This window comes from Aeromonas sp. SrichE-2G (genome assembly GCF_017939565.1).
In the GTDB taxonomy this organism is placed as follows: Bacteria; Pseudomonadota; Gammaproteobacteria; order Enterobacterales; family Aeromonadaceae; genus Aeromonas; species Aeromonas taiwanensis.
On the sequence record NZ_JAGKRG010000053.1, the window covers coordinates 206,264 to 225,318 of the forward strand.

Here is a 19,055-nt window from a genome sequence, read left to right on the forward strand (position 1 = left end):
TTCTGGGGTCGGAACGCCGCTTACTTGAACACGACCGTCTTGTTGCCGTAGACAAAGACCCGTTCGTTCAGTACCAGCTCCAGGGCGCGGCTCAGCACGGATTTCTCCACGTCGCGACCGGCCTTGGCCATGTCGTCGGCGGTGAAGGTGTGGTCGACGTGGATGACGTCCTGCTCGACGATGGGACCCTCATCCAGATCGTCGGTGACGAAGTGGGCGGTGGCACCGATGAGCTTGACCCCGCGATCGAACGCCTGGCGATAGGGACGGGCACCGATGAAGGCGGGCAGGAAGGAGTGGTGGATGTTGAGGATCTTGCGCGGGTAGGCCGCGACGAAGCTCGGGGTCAGCACCCGCATGTACTTGGCCAGGATGACGTAATCCGGCTGGTAGCCATCGATGAGGGCGCGCACCTGATCTTCGTGTTCGGTGCGGCTGAGGTTTTCGTGGCTCACGCAGTGGAAGGGGATGTCGAATTTGCCCGTCAACTCGCCCAGGGTGTCGTAGTTGCCGATCACCGCCACTATGTCCATGTCCAGGGCGCCGGCGTAGTTCTTCATCAGGATGTCGCCAAGGCAGTGGGTCTCCTTGGTCACCAGGATGACGATGCGCTTCTTGCCCGCCTTGACCAGGCGGCGCTGGGCGCCCGCCGGCAGGGCATCATCGAGATCCGCCAGCAGGGTCTCGTCGTTGAAGCGGCCTTCCAGCTCGGTGCGCATGAAGAAGCGGCCGTTTTCATGGTCCACGAACTCGTCGTTCTTGTTGATGTTGAGCTGGTGCTTGTAGCAGATGTTGGTGATCTTGGCGATGAGCCCCTTGGCGTCGGGGCAGTCGGTCAGCAGTATTTTCTTTTCCATCTCTGTCATGATTCCGTTTGTGTTGTTGGCGCCCAGTCTGCGCGGGCAGCACGTTTTTTTGGCACTATGCCACAAACAAAATCAGAAAAGACAGCGTGCCGTGCATCGGCGTGACCGGTTGGCTGAGGCGGGCCGCCGGGAGCAACCGTTTGTCGTTGATGGGTTTTGGGCTGGCATCCTGCGGCGATTTTCTTTAGGCTGTCTGCGCTTATTCTCAGGGCGGGGTGAAATTCCCCACCGGCGGTATCCCGATATGACTCGGGGAGCCCGCGAGCGCCCGACCCGGTTTGACGGGGCGGGGTCAGCAGATCCGGTGAGATGCCGGAGCCGACGGTCACAGTCCGGATGAAAGAGGATAAGACAGATATTGCTGGCAAGCCCCCTGTGGGCCGGCCGCTGCATGCCTATCTCTGTCTGCCTTTCCATGCCCTGATTCTGGTCCTTGTCTTTTTTAGGAGTCTTACCATGAATCAGTCTCTGCTCAGTGAATTCGGTGATCCCATTGCTCGCGTCGAGGCCGCGCTGGCCGCACTGCGTGCCGGCCAGGGTGTGCTGGTGGCCGACGATGAAGATCGGGAGAATGAGGGTGACCTCATCTTCGCCGCAGAATCCATGACCAACGAACAGATGGCCATGATGATCCGCGAGTGTTCCGGCATCGTCTGCCTCTGCCTGACCGACGAGCGGGTTCGCCAGCTCGAGCTCCCCATGATGGTGGAAGCCAACTCCAGCCACTACCAGACCGCCTTCACCGTGACCATCGAAGCGGCGCAGGGGGTGACCACCGGGGTGTCCGCCGCCGATCGCATCACCACCATACGTGCCGCCATCGCCGACGGGGCCAGACCGTCCGACCTGCATCGCCCCGGCCATGTCTTCCCGCTGCGTGCCCGTACCGGCGGCGTGCTGACCCGGCGCGGTCACACCGAAGCCACGGTCGATCTGATGCAGCTCGCCGGGCTCAAACCTTACGGTGTGCTGTGCGAGCTGACCAGGGAGGATGGCTCCATGGCCAGGTTGCCGGACCTGGTGGCCTTCGGTCGCCAGCACCAGATGCCGGTGCTGACCATCGAGGATCTGGTGCAATATCGTCAATTGCTGTCAGAGCGTTCAGCCTGAGCCTCATACGAAATTGTAATAAGCCGAAATTTTGGTTACGCTTTGCACGAACCTCATCCGGAGACACTCTTTTTTGATTAAAGTTTGCGCATAAAGTGTGCAACTAAAAAAAAATGAGGGTTTTAACGCATTTATCTGTGATGGGGCCTATCCAAAGTATGATTTTTTTGTGCCATAATCACGCCGCTTGCTAAACGTCTGGCGAGTTAAAGGGAGCTTTTAAAAATGAAAAAAATGTTGTTGGTAGGTGTTGTTGGTCTGTCCGCTCTGCTGGGCGGTTGTGCAAACACCAGCGAACTGGAAACTTCCGTTCAGAATCTGTCTAACAAAGTTGACCAACTGGCTCAAGATGTTAGCGCTGTTCGTGCTGATCAGTCCAAGATCGCTGCTGATGTTGCAGAAGCCAAGCAAGAAGCTATGCGTGCTAACCAGCGCATCGACAACATGGCTACTTCCTACAAGAAGTAATCCATGCGAAAAAATGGCGCATTTTAATGCGCCATTTTTTTTTGCCTGAAATCTGGCAATTCTCCGTGTTTGACTCCCGCCTGAACAAGGCAATGCCGACCGATCGGCATTCCCCGTCCTGAATATCCCTTCGATCAATAAAGCAGGCTGTAGAGCTTGCGGCGGTAATTCTGCGCTGCCGGATGTGCGCCCATGGTGGCCAGCACATCGAGATAGATCTTCTTGGCATCCCCAAAGGCCAGATCCCGCTTGAGAATGGCGAACAGCAAGGCCAGAGCCTCTTCCTGTCGACCGACCTGGCTGTAGAGTACCGCCAGCTCCTGGGCGAGGGCGTCATCTGCCGGTTGTTCGGCGTGACGCAGCTCCAGAGCGCGCAGTTCAGGGCTGTCACTGGCCTGCAGCGCCAGCGAGAGGCGAGAGCTCAGGGTCTGATAGTGATCGTCCTGTGCCACCATGGGGATGGCGGCGAGCAGGGCTTGCGCCTCGTCCAGCAGGTTCAGATCCAGGGCCGCCTGTACCAGCCAGAGGCTGATGTCGTGACGCTCGGGGGCGAGGCGGTGGGCCTTGCTCAGGTGGGCGTGCGCCACATCGGCCTGCTCTGCGGCCAGTGCCTGCTTGGCCTGCTCCAGCAGCAGCTCTTCTTCCTTGGGGGCGAAAGCAGCGAAATACTGGCGCAGGGTCGCTTCATCCTGCGGGCCTTCCAGGATGGCCTGCTCATCCGGACGCCCCTGATGGAACAGCACCAGGGCGGGTAACGCACGCAGGGCCAGCTGGCTCGCCAGCGGCTGTAGCTGGGGATCATTCATATCGACTTTGGCCAGGGTGACGCCAGGATTGGCCTGACCAACCAGGGCTTCCACCAGGGGGGTCATGGCCTGACACTCCGGCATCTGCGGGGCGTGGAAGTAGATGACGACCGGCTTTTTCAGGGATGCATCGATCAGTTCGGCGTGAAAATTCTGGGGAGTGATGTCGACGATCATGAGGCTGACTCTCGGAAAATGGTGTGGATCAACATGGGGTCCAGCGGAGTGGATTTCAAGCTCCCGTCCAGCAGATAGGCATCGACCTGGCGGGTCGGGGCGGCGAGGCTGAGCCATCCTCTGCCAATTGGCCAGTCGCTCACTTCATAGAGGCGGGTATCGAGCAGGTTCTCCAGCCGCCACCCTTGCTCCGGCAAGAAACAGACCTTCTCCAGCCCGGCGGCGATGCCGGCGCCGTGGGCCTTGAGCACCGCCTCCTTGCGCGACCACAGCCGATAGAAGGCCGAGTCCTGTTCCTGCACTGGCAGGGTGCGCAGCCACTGGTATTCCCCGGGGGCATAGAAACGCTCTGCCAGGGGCAATATGGGGCGGCGGCGCAGGCCCATTTCGATATCCACGCCGAGGGGACCCTCCCGACAGAGGGCGAGCACCAGCCAATCACCGCTGTGACTGAGGTTGAACTGCCAGTGGTGGTCGCACAGCATCGGCTTGCCGTGCTCGCCGATGTGAAAGGTCAGAGACCCGGCCGGGCAGTGGAGCCGCTCGGCCAGCAGGCGGCGAAGCAACACCCGGCCCAGCAGGTACTCCCGCTGGCGGCCGGGTTGGCGGATCTCGTGCCAGTGGCGGTATTCCTCCGGGGAGAGCCCGGATGGCAGCCCGATCAGCTGTTCAGTATCGACGAGCGCGGTATTTAACAAATAGAGATCCGCAGAAAGCATAATATTTCACTTAAAAATGGGGTCGAAGTAGCGATAACAATCCGTTTGGAGAGGCCGAAACCGATGCTTTCAAGATTGTATATTGTTTGGCCATGATCACATAAATTGCGCTAAACAGAGCATTTCCTTGCAAAAATGTGAGTTCGATTGGGATTTTCGCTTGCCTCGATAGAATTCTTGGATATAGTCGGGTGCTGTTGCCTTATAAATTGCCCTGTCGGGCTGCATTTTAACAAGTTTCACTCTTTTTTGTGGGGATAAAGGATTGCGCCACCTGATGCTACTGCTGGTCGCGCTCGGAATGGTAGGTTGTGCTTCGGCACCCCAACCCGAGGTCGCGAGCAAGATCGAGGTTTCCATGATGGAACCCGTGATTGAACCCGAAGTTTCGCCTACCCCGGATGTCAACGAAATCCTGACCGTATACAAAGAGTGGCGTGGTACCCCCTATCGTTATGGCGGTACCACAGAACGAGGCATCGATTGCTCGGCGTTTACCCGTGAAGTGTTCCGCAATGCCATCGGCATCGAATTGCCCCGCGATACCCGCTCCCAGGTCCACGAAGGCTCTCGCGTTTCCAAGCAGGATCTGGTCGAGGGGGACCTGGTCTTCTTCAAGATCAACCCGCGTCTGAACCATGTCGGCATCTATGTCGGCAACGGTGAATTCATCCATGTCTCCTTCCGTGCCGGCGTCACGCGCTCCAAGCTCGACAATGTGTATTGGCGCAACAAGTTCTGGCAGGCACGCCGGATCGATATCTGAGTCAGGCTGGACAAACGGCTCGCAGTACGGACTGTTTTTCCAACCTCACTTGAACCGGACCCCCAGGGTCCGGTTTTTTTATGGCCCTCTTTTAGACTTTCCCTGGCCGACTCTCTATAGTGTGGCCCCCTTGATCCTCGGCAGGTCCAGCATGACACCCCAGCAGAAAACCGGATTGCACCCGCGCAATCGCCATCAGGCACCCTACGACTTTGACGCGCTCTGCCAGCGCACCCCGGCGCTGTCGCCTTTCGTGTTCGTCAACGAGCACGGCACCCGGACCCTGGATTTCGCCGATCCGGCCGCCGTCAAGGCGCTTAACCGGGCGCTGCTGGCGCTGCACTATGGCATCGAACACTGGGATCTGCCGCCTGGCTACCTCTGCCCGCCCATCCCGGGGCGGGTCGATTATCTGCATCGCGTCGCGGATCTGCTGGCGGAGAGCGCGGGCAAGGTGCCGACGGGCAAGGGCGTGCGGGTGCTGGATATCGGCGTCGGGGCAAACTGCATCTACCCCCTGCTGGGTGCCCGCGAGTATGGCTGGCGCTTCGTGGGGTCAGACATCGACCCGGTGTCGGTCAAGGCGGCGACCCTGCTGGCTGCCAGCAATGGCCTGGGGAGCCAGATTGCGTGCCGTCATCAAGGCAACCCGAAACACATCTTTCGCGGCATTCTGGGGCCGAAGGAGCACTTCGCCCTGACCCTGTGCAACCCGCCGTTCCATGCGTCTCTGGCCGAGGCGAGCAAGGGGACGGAGCGCAAGCTGCGCAACCTGGGCAAGGGGGAGGGCAAGGCGGTGACGGGGGCGCCCGTGCTCAATTTCGGCGGTCAGAAGGCCGAGCTCTGGTGCGAAGGGGGCGAGGCGGCATTTCTGGCCGGCATGATAGAGCAGAGCAGGGAATTTGCCGCCCAGTGCCTCTGGTTCAGTTCGCTGGTGTCGAAGAAGGAGAACCTGCCGGCCGCCCGCAAGGCGCTGACCCGGGCGGGGGCGCGGGAGGTTCGTGTACTCGATATGGCGCAAGGCAACAAGGTGAGCCGGATCCTGGCCTGGAGTTTCCTGGATGAGGAGAAGCGGGCAGCCTGGTGGTCTGCCATGGGCCGATGAGCAAGACCGGGGCACTGGCAAGGGCCCCGGTTCTCTTTTTCCGGACTGATTTATTCCCGCTTGCAGCCCTCGTTTCAATCGTTTTCCCACCTGATTTTTCCAGCATGTTAGTGACCACTCCCGCCCTCGGTACAGTTGTACGCCGAGATTTTTTTGTACTTACTGCTGAAACTTTCATAAAATGGGACTGGTTAGACCTCTTCACAGGCTGTTAATCGAATAGGGATCGGTACATGAAAGTTGTCGATTTTCTGAAGCACAAGCGCGAAATTCTGGCGCAGCACCCCTTTGAGCTCAAGGATTGGCTCTCCCCGGCTATCCGCGACTACTGGCGTGAGTTTCAGCAAAAGGCACACCTTCACCCCTTGCTGGGGCGAGTGCTGGATCTGCAAGGGGAGTCCCAGAACGCCCAGCAGCAGGAGAGCGCCAGAGTGGCACAGGTGGCCAACGGCCAGCCGGCCATGACGCAGGATCCTGTCGTCGAGCTCGACGGGGAGGCCGCCGCACTCTATGCCGAGCTGCAGAACCGGCTCGGGGAGGAGACCCATGTCGGCGAGTGGCTGCAGGTGACTCAGGCGCTGATCAACCAGTTCGCCACCGTGACCGGGGATCACCAGTGGATCCACACCGATCCCGAGCGCGCGGCGGCCGAGTCCCCCTTCAAGACCACCATCGCCCACGGCTTCCTGACCCTGGCCCTGCTGCCGCAGCTGACCGGCTCGGTGGATGAGACGACGCCAGAGTTTCCCACTGCCCGCATGGTAGTGAACTTCGGGCTGGAGCAGGTACGCTTCCCCTATCCCATCAAGGTGGACAGCAATATCCGGGCCCGCACCAAGCTTTCCCGGGTCACCCCCATCAAGGGCGGGATCGAGCTGCTCAAGGAGATCAAGATCGAGATCGAGGGGATCCGTCGTCCGGGGTGCGTCATCGAGTCGGTGACCCGCATCTATTTCTGATCACGCCTTCACTGTTGATGGTTGAACGGGCTCGCTGTTGCAGGCCCGTTTTTGTATCCGGCACAGATGGCCAGCCCCAGGACAAACGGATCCGCAGTTGGATGTGACTCATAAAACCGGTGCTGTCGCAGCTAGCCGGTTTTCTTTTGATAAGGTTGTGAGCTGGTGAGATAGCACTGCATGCCGCGATTGAAGCTTGCATCTGACCCTGGAGAACATCGCGCCTATTAATGAAAAAGAGGAGCCGCTATGACTCCCCTTTGCATGTGACTGGTCACTGGTTCAAAAACTGGCACCCAGGCTGATCAGATGGCGGACCTCGCTCTCCTTGAGACTCTGCCCTGCCCCCTCAAAATGGAACTCCCCATCTTGCCAGTCGAGTTCGCTCGACCAGGAGAGGCGAACGTTGTCGTTGAAGTAGTAGCGTAGTCCTAGGCTGCCATTGATGTCCTGATCCAGGGTGAGATAGGGGGACTGCTGTGACAGGTATTTCAGATAACTGCCCTTGCTGAACAGCTCGAACTGCTGCCGCCAGAGCGAGAATGGCTGGCGATAATCCCAACTCAGACTGCCGATGGGGTAGCTGATGATGCGCGAATCAAACAGAAGCAATCCTGCCCAGCCGCCATCGCGAAAATAGGCGCGCTGGACACCTGCTTGGGCAATCAGTTCCAGTCGCCTGCGCTTGTCATTCCAGAAGCGGTAACCGGGACCGGAGCTGAAATCGAGCTGGAGATAGTTTTCATCGAGCATGTTGTATTCGGCATTGAGAGAATTGCGAACAAACCAGTGATCGTTGAAGAAATAGTCCAGGGTCGGGTTGAGGGTATAGTCGTGGCTGTCGGTCTCGCCATTGGCGGTTTCGTAGTTGTATTCCCCTGACAGGCTGTAACGCCAGTCGAGATTGGCGACCTCCGTCTTGCCCTTGATGTTGATGTCGTTGGTGCGGGTTTCATTCTTCTTGAGCTTGATGTTCAGGTCGCCATTGCCGGTCCAGAGCCAGGCGTTGCCCTCGTCCCCCTCAGCCTGAAACAGCGATATTCCCCCCTTGGCCGTGGCCTTGGGCTTGTCCTGCTTTTCCAGTCGCCAGCGTTTGACTGCTTCCCGTTTGACCGTTACTGCCTGGCTGTAGGGCAGGGCAATGCGTACCGACTCTGGAGTGATCTCCTCTATGGTGCCCGTCAGGCGATCGCCGTTGCGCATCCAGAGAATGTCCTTGGCCCACGTCAGCGGGCTTGCCAGGATAAACAGAAGAAGCAGGTATCTCATGAGTGATGATGACTCCGGTACTTAGCCGCTGATAGGGCGGGGTAGTCCATTCTTGCTGTCCAGTGCGGCGGTGACGTCGGCCTGGGTGACCTCGGGCGCGCTGATAAATTGCTCGACGGCCGGTGGCAGGATCAGAGGGGCGCCATTTTCGAGTTCGTCCTCGGTACGGGAGAGGGGGGAGTGCACCTCCAGCCAGCGGCGTCCATCGGGCTCCACTGCCATCTTGACCGGCTGGTTGATCACCCGCACCGGCGTGCCGACCGGCACCAGGCCGAACAGCATCTCGATGTCATCCGGGCGCAGCCGGATGCAACCGGCGCTGACCCGCAGGCCAACGCCGAAGTCCTTGTTGGTGCCGTGAATGAGGTAATCCTTGTTGCCATAGCCCAGGCGCATGGCGAACTTGCCGAGGGGGTTGTCCGGGCCGGGCGGTACCACGGCGGGCAAATCGATCCCCTTCTGCTCCAGCCAGGATTTGCGCACCATGGGGCCGGGCACCCAGGTCGGGTTGGGATTCTTCGCGATGACGGTGGTGGTCATCTCCGGTGTCTCGCGCCCGATGTCCCCGATGCCGATGGGCAGCACCATCACCTCGTTTTTGCCCTTGGGGAAATAGTAAAGGCGCAGCTCTGGCAGGTTGATGACGATGCCCTCCCGCGGCACGTCGGGCAGCAGCATCTGGGTCGGCAGGGTCAGCCGGGTGCCCGGTTTGGGCAGATAGGGGTCGACGCCGGGGTTGGCCTCGAGCAGGGCCAGAAAACCGATCTGGGTATATTTGCCCACCAGCTCCAGATGATCGCCCGGCTGGACTATGTAATCTTCCAGCTCGCCGATGAGCCGGCTGTCGGCGGGCGGCAGGGGATAGGTTTTGGACCAGGCCGGCGCGGCCCAGAGGCTGACGGCGGCCAGCAGCAGTGAGACGATACGTGTATTGAACATGGTTCTTCCTATCGAATGTGGGTGAGGGAAGCCCTCCTTCCCAAAAAATGAGCTGGGATTGTCAACCAATCGTCCGGGGATTACCAGCCTCGCACCAGGGTCTGCCGGGTGGGGTGGTGGCAGTTTGCATCAGCGTTGCAGCGAAGAACCCGTGTTGCCGGGAATGACGGCCCATGGGAAGCCGCGTCATGGCTCCCTGCCCAGTGGCCGCTACTGACACTGCGGATCATGTTTGCCATGTGGTCGGCGTGGGCAGGGGAGGGGCGCAAGGTGTGGAAGGGTGGCGTTTTTATCGCCAGTTGTCTGATCTACAACGAGATTTACGTTGATTTCCCGGCTTGGGTTGAGTCAATATGAGGGCCCGTGGAGAGATGCCGGAGTGGCCGAACGGGATTGACTCGAAATCAATTGTGGCAGCAATGCCACCCAGGGTTCGAATCCCTGTCTCTCCGCCATTTACCAAGCCCACGCCAATGCGTGGGCTTTTTCATTGGGAGTCGCCGCCCTCTCGGCTCCCCGCCGCCTCTTCCCATGAGGGTCGATGACTTGTCCCGCAGAGGCACCGGGCGCTCAGGGATGGCGCTTGGGCAGCCAGTCGTCGATTGCCGCCACCATCTGATCGGGTGTCAGCTGGCGGGTCATCCGTCCCCGCAGCACATGGCGATGGCTGAAGGATCTGGCACCACGGGCCATCACCTTGGTCCTCAGGGCTGCGATATACTCCTCGCCGAAGTGGCTGTTGTAGGTGTTGAACAGCACCACGTCCTTGCCATCGAAGCGGTTGTGCTCGACGAAGGCCCAGATGGGCGGCGCCGGGCTGTAGAGCCAGACCGGGGAGCCGAGCCACACAGCATCGAACGTACTCAGATCGAGGATACGCGGTACGATATCGGGCAGGGCCTCTGGCGCACGCTTCAAGGTATTCGCATCGGCGAGGGCCTGCACCAATCCCCCGGGGCCGAGCCGGTAGGCGGGGGCATCCAGCGCAAAGATCCGTGCCCCGAGTCGATTTGCCAGGTGGCGGGCGGCCAGCGCCGTATTGCCCGAGCGTGAGAAATAGACCACCGCTGTGCGGGGGTTCGCCACCTGCTGATTCTCGGCCTCCAGCCCTGCCAGATCATGTGCCTGCCGACGCTCGATAAAGGAGACCGCCAGCAGCACGACCACCACGGCAGCGGCCAGCGCAGCAAGTGTGATAAAGACCCAGTTCATCGTCCTTGACCTCACATTACATGAAGTACGGCTTGTCGCCCTCGCTGCCGGGTTGGTGGATGCCAAGGTTCTCCCCCAGATGCAGCTCGGGCGAGACCAGGATCCGGGTGATGAGATCCCCCACGCTCCTGCGCGACACCACTGTGCCCTGGAAGGGCTGGCCCTTGGCGGTCAGTGCGTAATCCACTTCATCCTCATCGGTCAACCAGGCCGGGCGCAAGATGGTGTAATCCAGCCCCGATGCCTCGATGGCGTCTGCCGCGCGCCGGTAGGGTTTAAGCTCCTCGCCGATGATGCCACGATTCCACTCGCCGAACTTGCCGGGCACCTCGTCGTAGATCCCAAGCGACAGCACGAAGACCAGGCGCTTCACCCCGGCCGCCCGCATGGCGGCGATGACCGCCTGGGCCTGCTTGTCCAGGTTGTCGCCACTGAGGTTGGCGTAGACGATCTCTTGTCCTGCCATCGCCTCCTTGAGCAGCGGCTTGTCCAGCACGCTGCCGATCACCACCCTGGCGTTGGCCGGCTCACGGCCGCTCAATTTTTTGGGATCGCGCAGCAGCAGGGTCTGGCGGATGTCGCGCTGCCCGGCGAGCCCCTTGACCACCCACCGGGCTATCTGGCCGCTGACGCCGAGGATCAGTACGTTTCGCATATCGGTTTACCTTGTCGCTTGAATGGGTGGGGATGCCCCCACCGCGGGATCACAGGGTGCGCTGGAAGAAGGGCACGAGGCTTGCCATGGCGATGGCCACCGGCTCGGGTTTATCGTAGAGGTCGTAGTGGGACCAGCCTTCGGCCACGACAATGTGCTTGTCGGTGGAGGCGGCGCGGCCGTAGATCTCCCAGCCGTCCCGATAGGCCCCAAAGCCTCCCGCCTTGTCGCCGATGACCACCATCAACGGCTGGGTCAGCAGCACCTCGGCATGGAGGAAGGCATCCCACCCCATGGCGGCGCCGGTGAAGGACATCAGCTGGCGGGTCGCGCCATGGGGCTGCTGACCGCGCGCCGTCTTGTAGTACTCGGTGGCCTCCAGCACGTCGATGTCGGTGATGCCTGCCGCGGTGGCCGCTGCCACTGACGCCGGCAGCAGATCGGCGGGCTCCATGGCGCTCCCTTGTGCCTGCGCCGTGCGCATCCGGGCGATGCCCAGGGCCAGCTCAAGAGGCTTGAACTGGGCGAAGCCTTCGCGGATCAGGCGGCCATAGTTGACCCCAGTGATGGAGACCAGCGCCTTGAGGCGGTGATCCGTGATGCCCGCATGGATGGTGTAGGCGCCCCCACCGCACACACCGATGGCGCCGATGCGATCGCTATCCACATAAGGCAGGGATTGCAGGTAATCCACCGCGAAGCGGATGTCGGAGACCCGAATGGCCGGATCCTCGATAAAGCGCGGCTCACCGCCGCTGGCACCCTGGAAGCTGGCATCGTGCACCAGCACCACGAACCCCGCCGCAGCCAGCCCTTTGGCGTAGACATTGCCGGCGGTCTGCTCCTTGCAGCTGCCGATGGGGTGGGTGCTGACGATGGCCGGGTAGCGCTTTTGCTCGTCGAAATCGGGCGGCAGGTAGAGGTCGGCCGCCGTCTGCCAGCCCAGGTTCTGATAGGTCAGGTTCAATACATGGCTCATGATGATGCTCCTCGATAAGCGAGAGGGGTTTCCCCCTCTCGCGGGCCGATTAGTTCAGGGTCCGCAGGAAGAAGGGGGCCAGCTTGGCGACGGCCTCGTCGACATAGTGGGGCACGTCGTAGAGGGACATGTGGTTGGCCCCCTCCACCACATGCAGGGTCTTGTCAGTGCTCGCGGCGCGCGCCAGCAGGTCATCGCTCATCCACTTGCTACCAGCCACACTGCCAGCCACCGCCAGGATCGGCTGGGTCAGGAAGGCCTCGGCCTTGTGATAGGCGTCGTAGGTGATGATCTGGTTCAGGTTGCGGGTCAGCGCAAAGCCCGGCGCATTGGGGTGCTCGCAACGCGGGGTATGGTAGTACTCCCAGGCTTCGCGCAGCTCCTCGTTGGGAGCATCCTCTTCACGCAGGGGGGCCAAGGGGATGGTGGCGTAGCCGCTGCCGGTCGCATCTGCGGTGCGCGCCTGAGAGCCGAACGCCAGATACCCCATGGCATCGGCATCCTTGACGCTGTTGTCCCAGCCATTGCGGAACATCTGGCCGATGTTGACCGCGCTGACCATGCCGAGCGCCTTGATGCGGCGATCCTGGATGGCGGCATTGGCGCTGTAGCCGGCACCGGCGCAGATGCCCATGGCCCCGATCCGGTTCTGATCGACATAGGGCAGCGTGGTCAGGTAGTCCACCACGGCGCTGACGTCCTCGCTGCTGACATGGGGATTCTCCAGCTGGCGCGGCTCGCCCGAGCTCTCGCCCTGATAGGAGCGGTCAAAGGCGATGGCAACGAGGCCTTGCTCGGCCAGCTTGCTGGCGTACAGGCCCGCAGTCTGCTCCTTCACCCCGCCGCCGGGGTGGGAGACTACGACCGCCGGGTACTGCTTGCGCTCATCGAAGTGCGGCGGGAAGTGAACGATGGCGGCCATGGTGATGCCTTGGCCGTTGCGATTGGGGAAGGTGACGTGGGACATGGTCGGGCTCTCCGTTAGGTTCAGGGGCGTCATGCTTGACGCGAGTTCGAGCTAATAGTAGTAAGTCTATTGAGCTAGATATACGCACCTATCCAGACATGACTGATTAGCCAGGCTAAACAAATGCCCATAGAACCTTCACTCGTCGCGTCACTGACGTGGTTTGCCCACATCGCCCGTCACCGCAGCTTCACCAAGGCCGCCACCGAGATGGGGGTGACCCGCGCCGCCCTCTCCCAGCACCTCAAGGGGCTGGAGCAGCAGCTGCAGGTGCGGCTGCTCAACCGCACTACCCGCGACATGTCGCTGACCGAGGAGGGGCAGCGCTTGCTGGATGTGCTGCAACCCTCCCTCACGGCCATCGAACGGGTGGTGAGCGAACTTAATGACTCCCACCTTGAGCCCTCGGGCCTTATTCGCATCAACAGTTCGCGCATCGCCGCCAGGCTGCTGCTCGAGCCCCACATGGGTGAGTTTCTGGCGCGCCATCCCAAGCTGCGGCTGGAGCTGGTGATGGCGGACGGTTTTTCCAACATCATTGCCGACGGGATGGATGCCGGCATTCGCCTGGGAGAGAGCCTGGATGAACACGTGGTGGCGGTGCCCATCACCCCCCCTCTGACCATGGCCATTGTCGGCGCCCCCGACTATTTCAGGCAGCATGGCACGCCGCAGACCCCGGGCGATCTCACCCGGCACAACTGCCTGGCCTACCGCTTCACCTCCAGCAACACCATAGACCGCTGGTCGTTTACCTCCCCCGATGAGGAGCAGCACACCCAGATCGTCGATCCCAAGGGCAACGCCGTGTTCAACGACGACGACAGCATGCTGCAGGCGGCCCTGCAGGGGGTGGGGTTGGTCAAACACCTGGATCTGCGGGTGCGCCAGCACCTGAGTGACGGATCGCTGGTGCGGGTACTCGCCCCCTGGTGCCCCCCCTTCCCTGGGTTTTATCTCTATGTGCCGTCGCGGGCCCAGATGCCGGCCAAGATCCGGGCGCTGATGGACTTTCTGGTGGAGAAGCGGGAAGGCGTTGCCAGGTAGCGTGAGCGGGCGCTCTGGTAGTCATGGATGACAGTTGGGGATCCAAAGAGGCTTGATGCATTTTTATTGCGATGGAAACAATATAATTATGGTTCAGGTGTGGTTAAGGCTTGACCGTTTCCATCTTAACTTATTTAGTTATCATTGCATTTGAATCCCACCCACCGGAAATGGAGTCATTGCAATGCTGAATAACATTCCATCTAAACGGACGTTGATAGCCAGCATGCTGACGCTGGCCTTTGGCGCCACCGCAACCTCTGCGGTACAGGCAGCCACGACGGCCGCCGAACAGGATAAAGGCAAGCCCAACATTGTTGTTATCTTTGGCGATGATATCGGCTATTGGAACCTCAGTACCTACAACCAGGGCATGATGGGTTACAAAACGCCCAATATCGACAAGATCGCCGCAGAAGGCGCCAAATTCACCTCCTATTATGCAGAGCAGAGCTCTACCGCAGGTCGTTCTTCCTTTATTACCGGCCAGATGCCGTTCCGTACCGGCATGAGCAAGGTGGGGATGCCGGGTGCACCTCAGGGTCTCCAGAAAGAGGATCCCACCATCGCCAACGTGCTCAAGCAGCTGGGTTATGCCACGGGGCAGTTCGGCAAGAACCACCTGGGTGACAGGGACGAATTCCTGCCGACCGCCCACGGCTTCGACGAGTTCTTCGGCAACCTCTATCACCTGAACGCGGAAGAGGAGCCGGAAAACCCGGACTATCCGAAAGATCCCGCCTTCCGCAAGCAGTTCGGCCCGCGCGGCGTCATCAAGAGCACCGCCGATGGCAAGATTGAGGATACGGGTCCACTCACTGTCAAGCGGATGACCACGGTGGACGAGGAGACGCTGGCGGCCAACAACGACTTCATGGAGCGTCAGGTCAAGGCCAAGAAGCCCTTCTTCACCTGGTTCAACACCACCCGCATGCACAACAAGACCCACATCAAGCCTGATCACCAGGGCAAGACGGGTCTCGGCGATTATGCCGACGGCATGGTGGAGCACGACGCCATCATTGGCGAGGTGATGAAGAAGATCAAAGACCTGGGGATCGAGGACAACACCATCGTCGTCTATACCACGGACAACGGCCCCATGACCGCGACCTGGCCGGACGCCGGTTTCACGCCCTTCCGCGGCGAGAAAAACACCGGCTGGGAAGGGGGCTTCCGCGTGCCTGCCATGGTCAAGTGGCCAGGCCATATCCAGCCAGGTACTGTGCTGAACGATATCTTCGGCAGCAATGACTGGTTCCCGACCCTGATTGCCGCCGCCGGCGAACCCGAGATCAAGGAGAAGCTGCTCAAGGGGTACAAGACCTCGGCGATGACCTACAAGGTCCACCTGGACGGCTACAACCAGCTCGACTATCTGCAGGGCAAGTCACCGAGTCAGCGCCAGGAGTTCTTCTACTGGAGCGATGACGGCGATCTGCTGGCCATGCGCTACGGCCGCTGGAAGGCTCACTTCATGATCCAGGAGCATACCGGTCTGGCGTTGTGGCAATACCCCTTCACCAAGCTGCGTACCCCGATGATCTTCGATCTGGAGGTCGACCCGCTTGAGAAGGGCAGTGATGGGATGGGTTACAACACCTGGTTCTATGATCGTCTCTTCCTGCTTGGCGGCGCGCAGAAGTATGCCACCGACATGATCAAGAGCTTCCAGGAGTTCCCGCCACGGCAGAAACCGGGTAGCTTCACGATATCCGACGTGAGCGCCCTGATCGAGCAGGGTGCGAAGAGCAACTGATTCTCGGCGTATACGGGTGAGGCCCTGGCCTCACCCGCTTTCAGGGGTAACGATGAAACACAGCACCACCATGCCCATCAAGGCGCTGGCATCCGCAGAAAAATATGCCGGCAAGGGGCCAGCCTGGGTTCGCCGCTTTCATGTGATGGCCAAGCCGACGGGTTCCACCTGCAACATCGATTGCACCTACTGTTTCTACCTGCACAAAGAGGGGCTGCTCCATCAGGAGCGTCACACCCACATGAGTGACGAGGTGCTGGAGAACTACATTCGCCAGTACATCGACAGCCAGGATGGCGAGCAGGTCGTCTTCTCCTGGCAAGGGGGCGAACCAACCCTGATGGGGCTGGATTTCTTCCAGAAAATCGTCAAGTTACAAAAGCAGTATCAAAAGGCAGGCCAGCGGATCGAGAACGATCTGCAGACCAACGGCATCCTGATCGATGACAAATGGGCCGCCTTCCTGAAAGAACACCATTTCCTCGTGGGGCTCTCCATCGACGGGCCGCGCGAACTGCATGACAGATATCGGGTGACCCGCAGCGGCAAGCCCACCTTCGACAAGGTGATGGAAGGGGTGGCCGCTCTCAAGCGACACGGGGTGCCCTTCAATGCCCTGGTAACCGTCAACCGGACCAATGCCCGCTTCCCCCTCGAGGTGTATCGCTTCCTCACTCGCGAGCTGGGGGCCACCTACATCCAGTTCAACCCCTGTGTCGAGCCCGTGGATTTCACCAGGACGGCGCCGCAGTTCTGGCACGATGACACCATTCCCGTAACCGGTAGCCGCCGCGCCAAACCGGGGGATCTGGACTCCATCGTGACAGACTGGTCGGTGGACCCGGATGACTGGGGCCAGTTTTTGATCGCGGTGTTCGAGGAGTGGGTCAACCACGATCTCGGCCGGGTGCAGGTCAACCTGTTCGAGACGGCGGTGGCCCAGACCATAGGCATGCCCGCCCAGATCTGCGTGACCTCGGAGTTTTGCGGCAAGGGACTGGCCATCGAGAAGAACGGGGACATCTATTCCTGCGATCACTACGTCTATCCGGAGTACCGGCTGGGCAACATCGATGACACTCCGCTGTCCCACATGGCCTTCTCCGAGCGTCAGCAGGCCTTCGGGTTTGGCAAGCGGGATACCCTTCCCGCCTATTGCCGGGCCTGCCCCTATCTCAAGCTGTGCTGGGGGGAGTGCCCGAAGAACCGGATTGTACGCACCCCGGATGGGGAACTGGGACTGAACTACCTCTGCCCCGGCATCAAGGCCTTTTTCGACTACGCCCAGCCCATAGTGGTGGGCATAGTCACCATTTTGCAGGGGCAACCGGCAGGAGATAAGGCATGAGCAACAGGGAGAGGCTGCTGCAGCTCGAGCAGCGCATGAACGAACAGGTGCTGGGGCAGGAGAATCTGGTCAGGATGCTGATCATCGGCCTGCTGTGCGATGGTCACGTGCTGCTGGAAGGGCTGCCCGGGCTCGCCAAGACCCGGGCGGTGCGGGCGCTCTCCCGCCATATCGACGGGGACTACAGCCGCATCCAGTTCACACCGGATCTGCTGCCATCTGACATCACCGGCAGCGAGATCTATCAGCAGCATGCGAGCTCTGAGCAGGAACAGTTCCGCTTCAGACCCGGCCCTGTGTTCGGCAACATCATACTGGCGGACGAGATCAACCGGGCATCGGCACGGGTGCAGTCGGCCCTGCTGGAGGCCATGGAGGAGCGCCACGTGACCGTGGCGGGGAAGAGCTGGCCACTGCCCGGCCTCTTCATGGTGCTGGCGACCCAGAACCCGGTGGATCAGGAGGGGACCTGGCCACTGCCGGAGGCGCAGCTGGACCGCTTCCTGATGAAGGTGCTGGTGGACTACCCCTCGAAGGCCCACGAGCAGCAGGTCATGCAACTGGTCCGTGAAGAGCAGCGGCAGAAATATGCCCGGAGCGATCGGGGAGAAGAGGCTGCCACGGCCCCGGATCTGCGGATCACCCAGGAAGAGGTGCTGAGCTGCTGGCAGGAGATAGCCCAGGTGCACGTCGCCCCGACCATCGAGGCCTACATCGTCAATCTGGTGGGGATGACCCGCTACCCGCAGGGGGTGAGCGACGAGCTGGCGAGCTACATCAGCCTCGGGGTCAGCCCTCGCGGCACCCTGGCCCTCGAGCGTTGCGGGCGGGCCAATGCCTGGCTGGCGGGTCGCGACGCTGTCCTGCCACAGGACATCAAGGACGTCGCCCACGCCGTCTTGCGTCATCGCCTGATGATGAGCTATCAGGCCAATGCGGACGGCTTCTCGGCGGACGATGCCATCCAGACCCTGCTCGATACCGTGGTCGCCTGATGGCCACGGGACTTTGCATCGATCGCGCCGATCTGATGGCGCTGGCGGGGGAGGCCAGGCTGCTCCGAAACGACCCGGAGCGGATCGCCAAGGGCGCCCTTGCGGGGGAGCGTGTCTCGCGCCAGCAGGGGCGGGGACTCAACTTCGAAGGCTTGCGGCGCTACCAGGCGGGGGACGATGTCCGTCTCATCGACTGGCAGGCCACCGCCCGCCTGCGCACCCCCTGGATACGGCTCTATAACGAGGAGCGCGAGCGCCCCGTCTTCCTGCTGATCGATCAGCGTCTCGACATGTACTTCACCACCCGTGGCCACAGCAAGTCGGCGGCGGCGGCCATGATCGCCGGGCTCTATGCCTGGCGCAGCTGGCACGACAGCGATCGGCTTGGGGCCCTGGTGTTCAATGACGAAGAACTGGCGGTGCATCCCTGCCGCTCACCCAAGCAGAATCTGGGCCGCGTCATCGAGGATCTCTGCCGTTTCAATCAGGCGTTGCCGGCGGCCTATCCCCAGGAGCCGCGCCCGGAGGTGGACCTGGCCCGCGTGCTGCAGCAGATCCAGCCGCTGGTCCCGCCAGGCGCCTGGCTCGGGATCATCAGCGATTTTCATGACCTGGATGCCCGCTGTGATGCCCTGCTGGCGGGGCTCAGGCGTCGCTGCGAGATCACGGCCTTCGTGGTCTATGACGACCTCCATCTGCGGCTGCCGACCCGGGGGGCGTTGTGTGCCCGCTATCAGGGCAGCGATGCCACCGTCGCCCTGTCGCCACAGATGAGGGACGATATCCAGCATGCCATCGGCAGGCGTCTGGCGGATCAGGAGGCGCGGCTGACCCGACTGGGGGCCAGGGTGCGCAACATAGTGACCAGCCAGGATCTGGTGCGGCAGCTGCAAAAGGGAACATGAAAGG

Annotated in this window: 19 protein-coding genes, 1 tRNA gene and 1 riboswitch; of the genes, 11 read left to right on the plus strand and 9 right to left on the minus strand. The window is 61.1% G+C overall.

Annotation, left to right across the window (positions count from 1 at the left end; genetic code table 11):
* Window positions 1-20: 20 nt before the first annotated feature.
* Window positions 21-857 (minus strand): formyltetrahydrofolate deformylase, encoded by an 837-nt coding sequence (purU, locus tag J9885_RS17360; protein WP_246877001.1) that lies wholly within the window; start codon window positions 855-857, stop codon window positions 21-23.
* Between the two features lie 206 nt (window positions 858-1,063).
* A riboswitch (FMN riboswitch) is annotated at window positions 1,064-1,218 on the plus strand.
* A 104-nt stretch (window positions 1,219-1,322) separates the two neighbouring features.
* Here purU and ribB point away from each other — a divergent pair.
* Both ribB and J9885_RS17370 read left to right on the plus strand, forming a co-directional pair.
* On the plus strand, window positions 1,323-1,976 hold the full coding sequence (ribB, locus tag J9885_RS17365) for a 3,4-dihydroxy-2-butanone-4-phosphate synthase (protein ID WP_043758934.1): 654 nt from the start codon (window positions 1,323-1,325) through the stop codon (window positions 1,974-1,976).
* 225 nt (window positions 1,977-2,201) lie between these two features.
* On the plus strand, window positions 2,202-2,444 hold the full coding sequence (locus J9885_RS17370) for an Lpp/OprI family alanine-zipper lipoprotein (protein WP_010634682.1): 243 nt from the start codon (window positions 2,202-2,204) through the stop codon (window positions 2,442-2,444).
* Window positions 2,445-2,578: 134 nt separating this feature from the next.
* Here the strand turns inward: J9885_RS17370 and J9885_RS17375 are convergent, their stop codons facing one another.
* Both J9885_RS17375 and J9885_RS17380 read right to left on the minus strand, forming a co-directional pair.
* Entirely contained in the window at window positions 2,579-3,427 is an 849-nt protein-coding gene (locus tag J9885_RS17375; RefSeq protein WP_210550190.1) for a tetratricopeptide repeat protein, read from the minus strand.
* A complete protein-coding gene (locus J9885_RS17380) occupies window positions 3,424-4,146 on the minus strand; it encodes a 4'-phosphopantetheinyl transferase superfamily protein (protein WP_210550191.1) in 723 nt (240 codons plus the stop codon). Before J9885_RS17380 ends, J9885_RS17375 begins: the two co-directional genes overlap by 4 nt.
* Window positions 4,147-4,423: 277 nt before the next feature.
* On the opposite strand from J9885_RS17380, the gene J9885_RS17385 reads away from it, so the two are divergent.
* The 3 genes from J9885_RS17385 (at window position 4,424) to J9885_RS17395 (ending at window position 6,976) form a co-directional block, all read left to right on the plus strand.
* Complete coding sequence (locus tag J9885_RS17385; protein ID WP_010673526.1) at window positions 4,424-4,912, plus strand: NlpC/P60 family protein; 489 nt, start codon at window positions 4,424-4,426, stop codon at window positions 4,910-4,912.
* 151 nt (window positions 4,913-5,063) lie between these two features.
* Window positions 5,064-6,017: a 23S rRNA (adenine(1618)-N(6))-methyltransferase RlmF gene (gene rlmF / locus J9885_RS17390; RefSeq protein ID WP_102948762.1), complete on the plus strand. Its 954-nt coding sequence runs from the start codon at window positions 5,064-5,066 to the stop codon at window positions 6,015-6,017.
* A gap of 233 nt (window positions 6,018-6,250) precedes the next feature.
* Window positions 6,251-6,976 (plus strand): MaoC family dehydratase, encoded by a 726-nt coding sequence (locus tag J9885_RS17395; RefSeq protein ID WP_043758946.1) that lies wholly within the window; start codon window positions 6,251-6,253, stop codon window positions 6,974-6,976.
* A 282-nt stretch (window positions 6,977-7,258) separates the two neighbouring features.
* Here J9885_RS17395 and J9885_RS17400 read toward each other — a convergent pair whose 3' ends face one another.
* Both J9885_RS17400 and J9885_RS17405 read right to left on the minus strand, forming a co-directional pair.
* Entirely contained in the window at window positions 7,259-8,245 is a 987-nt protein-coding gene (locus J9885_RS17400; protein ID WP_210550192.1) for a DUF481 domain-containing protein, read from the minus strand.
* A 21-nt stretch (window positions 8,246-8,266) separates the two neighbouring features.
* A complete protein-coding gene (locus J9885_RS17405; protein WP_210550193.1) occupies window positions 8,267-9,184 on the minus strand; it encodes a L,D-transpeptidase family protein in 918 nt (305 codons plus the stop codon).
* A gap of 365 nt (window positions 9,185-9,549) precedes the next feature.
* Between J9885_RS17405 and J9885_RS17410 the strand changes: the two genes are divergently transcribed.
* Window positions 9,550-9,639 (plus strand) — tRNA-Ser (locus J9885_RS17410).
* A gap of 115 nt (window positions 9,640-9,754) precedes the next feature.
* Here J9885_RS17410 and J9885_RS17415 read toward each other — a convergent pair.
* From J9885_RS17415 to J9885_RS17430, 4 genes are read right to left on the minus strand one after another with little or no spacing between them, the layout of a single operon-like run.
* The gene (locus J9885_RS17415; protein WP_210550194.1) at window positions 9,755-10,396 is read right to left on the minus strand and encodes a flavodoxin; all 642 of its coding nucleotides are present in this window, start codon (window positions 10,394-10,396) and stop codon (window positions 9,755-9,757) included.
* A gap of 16 nt (window positions 10,397-10,412) precedes the next feature.
* Window positions 10,413-11,051 carry an SDR family oxidoreductase gene (locus J9885_RS17420; protein WP_210550195.1) on the minus strand — a complete coding sequence of 213 codons (639 nt, stop codon included), beginning with the start codon at window positions 11,049-11,051 and terminating at the stop codon, window positions 10,413-10,415.
* Window positions 11,052-11,100: 49 nt separating this feature from the next.
* Window positions 11,101-12,030: an alpha/beta hydrolase gene (locus tag J9885_RS17425; protein ID WP_095592663.1), complete on the minus strand. Its 930-nt coding sequence runs from the start codon at window positions 12,028-12,030 to the stop codon at window positions 11,101-11,103.
* A 49-nt stretch (window positions 12,031-12,079) separates the two neighbouring features.
* Window positions 12,080-12,997, minus strand: a complete 918-nt coding sequence (locus tag J9885_RS17430) for an alpha/beta hydrolase (RefSeq protein WP_210550196.1) — start codon at window positions 12,995-12,997, stop codon at window positions 12,080-12,082.
* A 123-nt stretch (window positions 12,998-13,120) separates the two neighbouring features.
* Here J9885_RS17430 and J9885_RS17435 point away from each other — a divergent pair, with 123 nt between their 5' ends.
* The 5 genes from J9885_RS17435 (at window position 13,121) to J9885_RS17455 (ending at window position 19,051) form a co-directional block, all read left to right on the plus strand.
* Window positions 13,121-14,044 (plus strand): LysR family transcriptional regulator, encoded by a 924-nt coding sequence (locus tag J9885_RS17435; protein WP_210550197.1) that lies wholly within the window; start codon window positions 13,121-13,123, stop codon window positions 14,042-14,044.
* Between the two features lie 184 nt (window positions 14,045-14,228).
* Complete coding sequence (locus J9885_RS17440) at window positions 14,229-15,803, plus strand: arylsulfatase (RefSeq protein WP_210550198.1); 1,575 nt, start codon at window positions 14,229-14,231, stop codon at window positions 15,801-15,803.
* Between the two features lie 52 nt (window positions 15,804-15,855).
* Window positions 15,856-17,151 (plus strand): anaerobic sulfatase maturase, encoded by a 1,296-nt coding sequence (locus J9885_RS17445; RefSeq protein WP_210550199.1) that lies wholly within the window; start codon window positions 15,856-15,858, stop codon window positions 17,149-17,151.
* Window positions 17,148-18,146, plus strand: coding sequence for a MoxR family ATPase (locus tag J9885_RS17450; RefSeq protein WP_210550200.1), 999 nt, complete (start codon window positions 17,148-17,150; stop codon window positions 18,144-18,146). Before J9885_RS17445 ends, J9885_RS17450 begins: the two co-directional genes overlap by 4 nt.
* Window positions 18,146-19,051 carry a DUF58 domain-containing protein gene (locus tag J9885_RS17455; protein ID WP_134695857.1) on the plus strand — a complete coding sequence of 302 codons (906 nt, stop codon included), beginning with the start codon at window positions 18,146-18,148 and terminating at the stop codon, window positions 19,049-19,051. The genes J9885_RS17450 and J9885_RS17455 overlap by 1 nt, the downstream gene beginning before the upstream one ends.
* The last annotated feature ends 4 nt before the right edge of the window (window positions 19,052-19,055 follow it).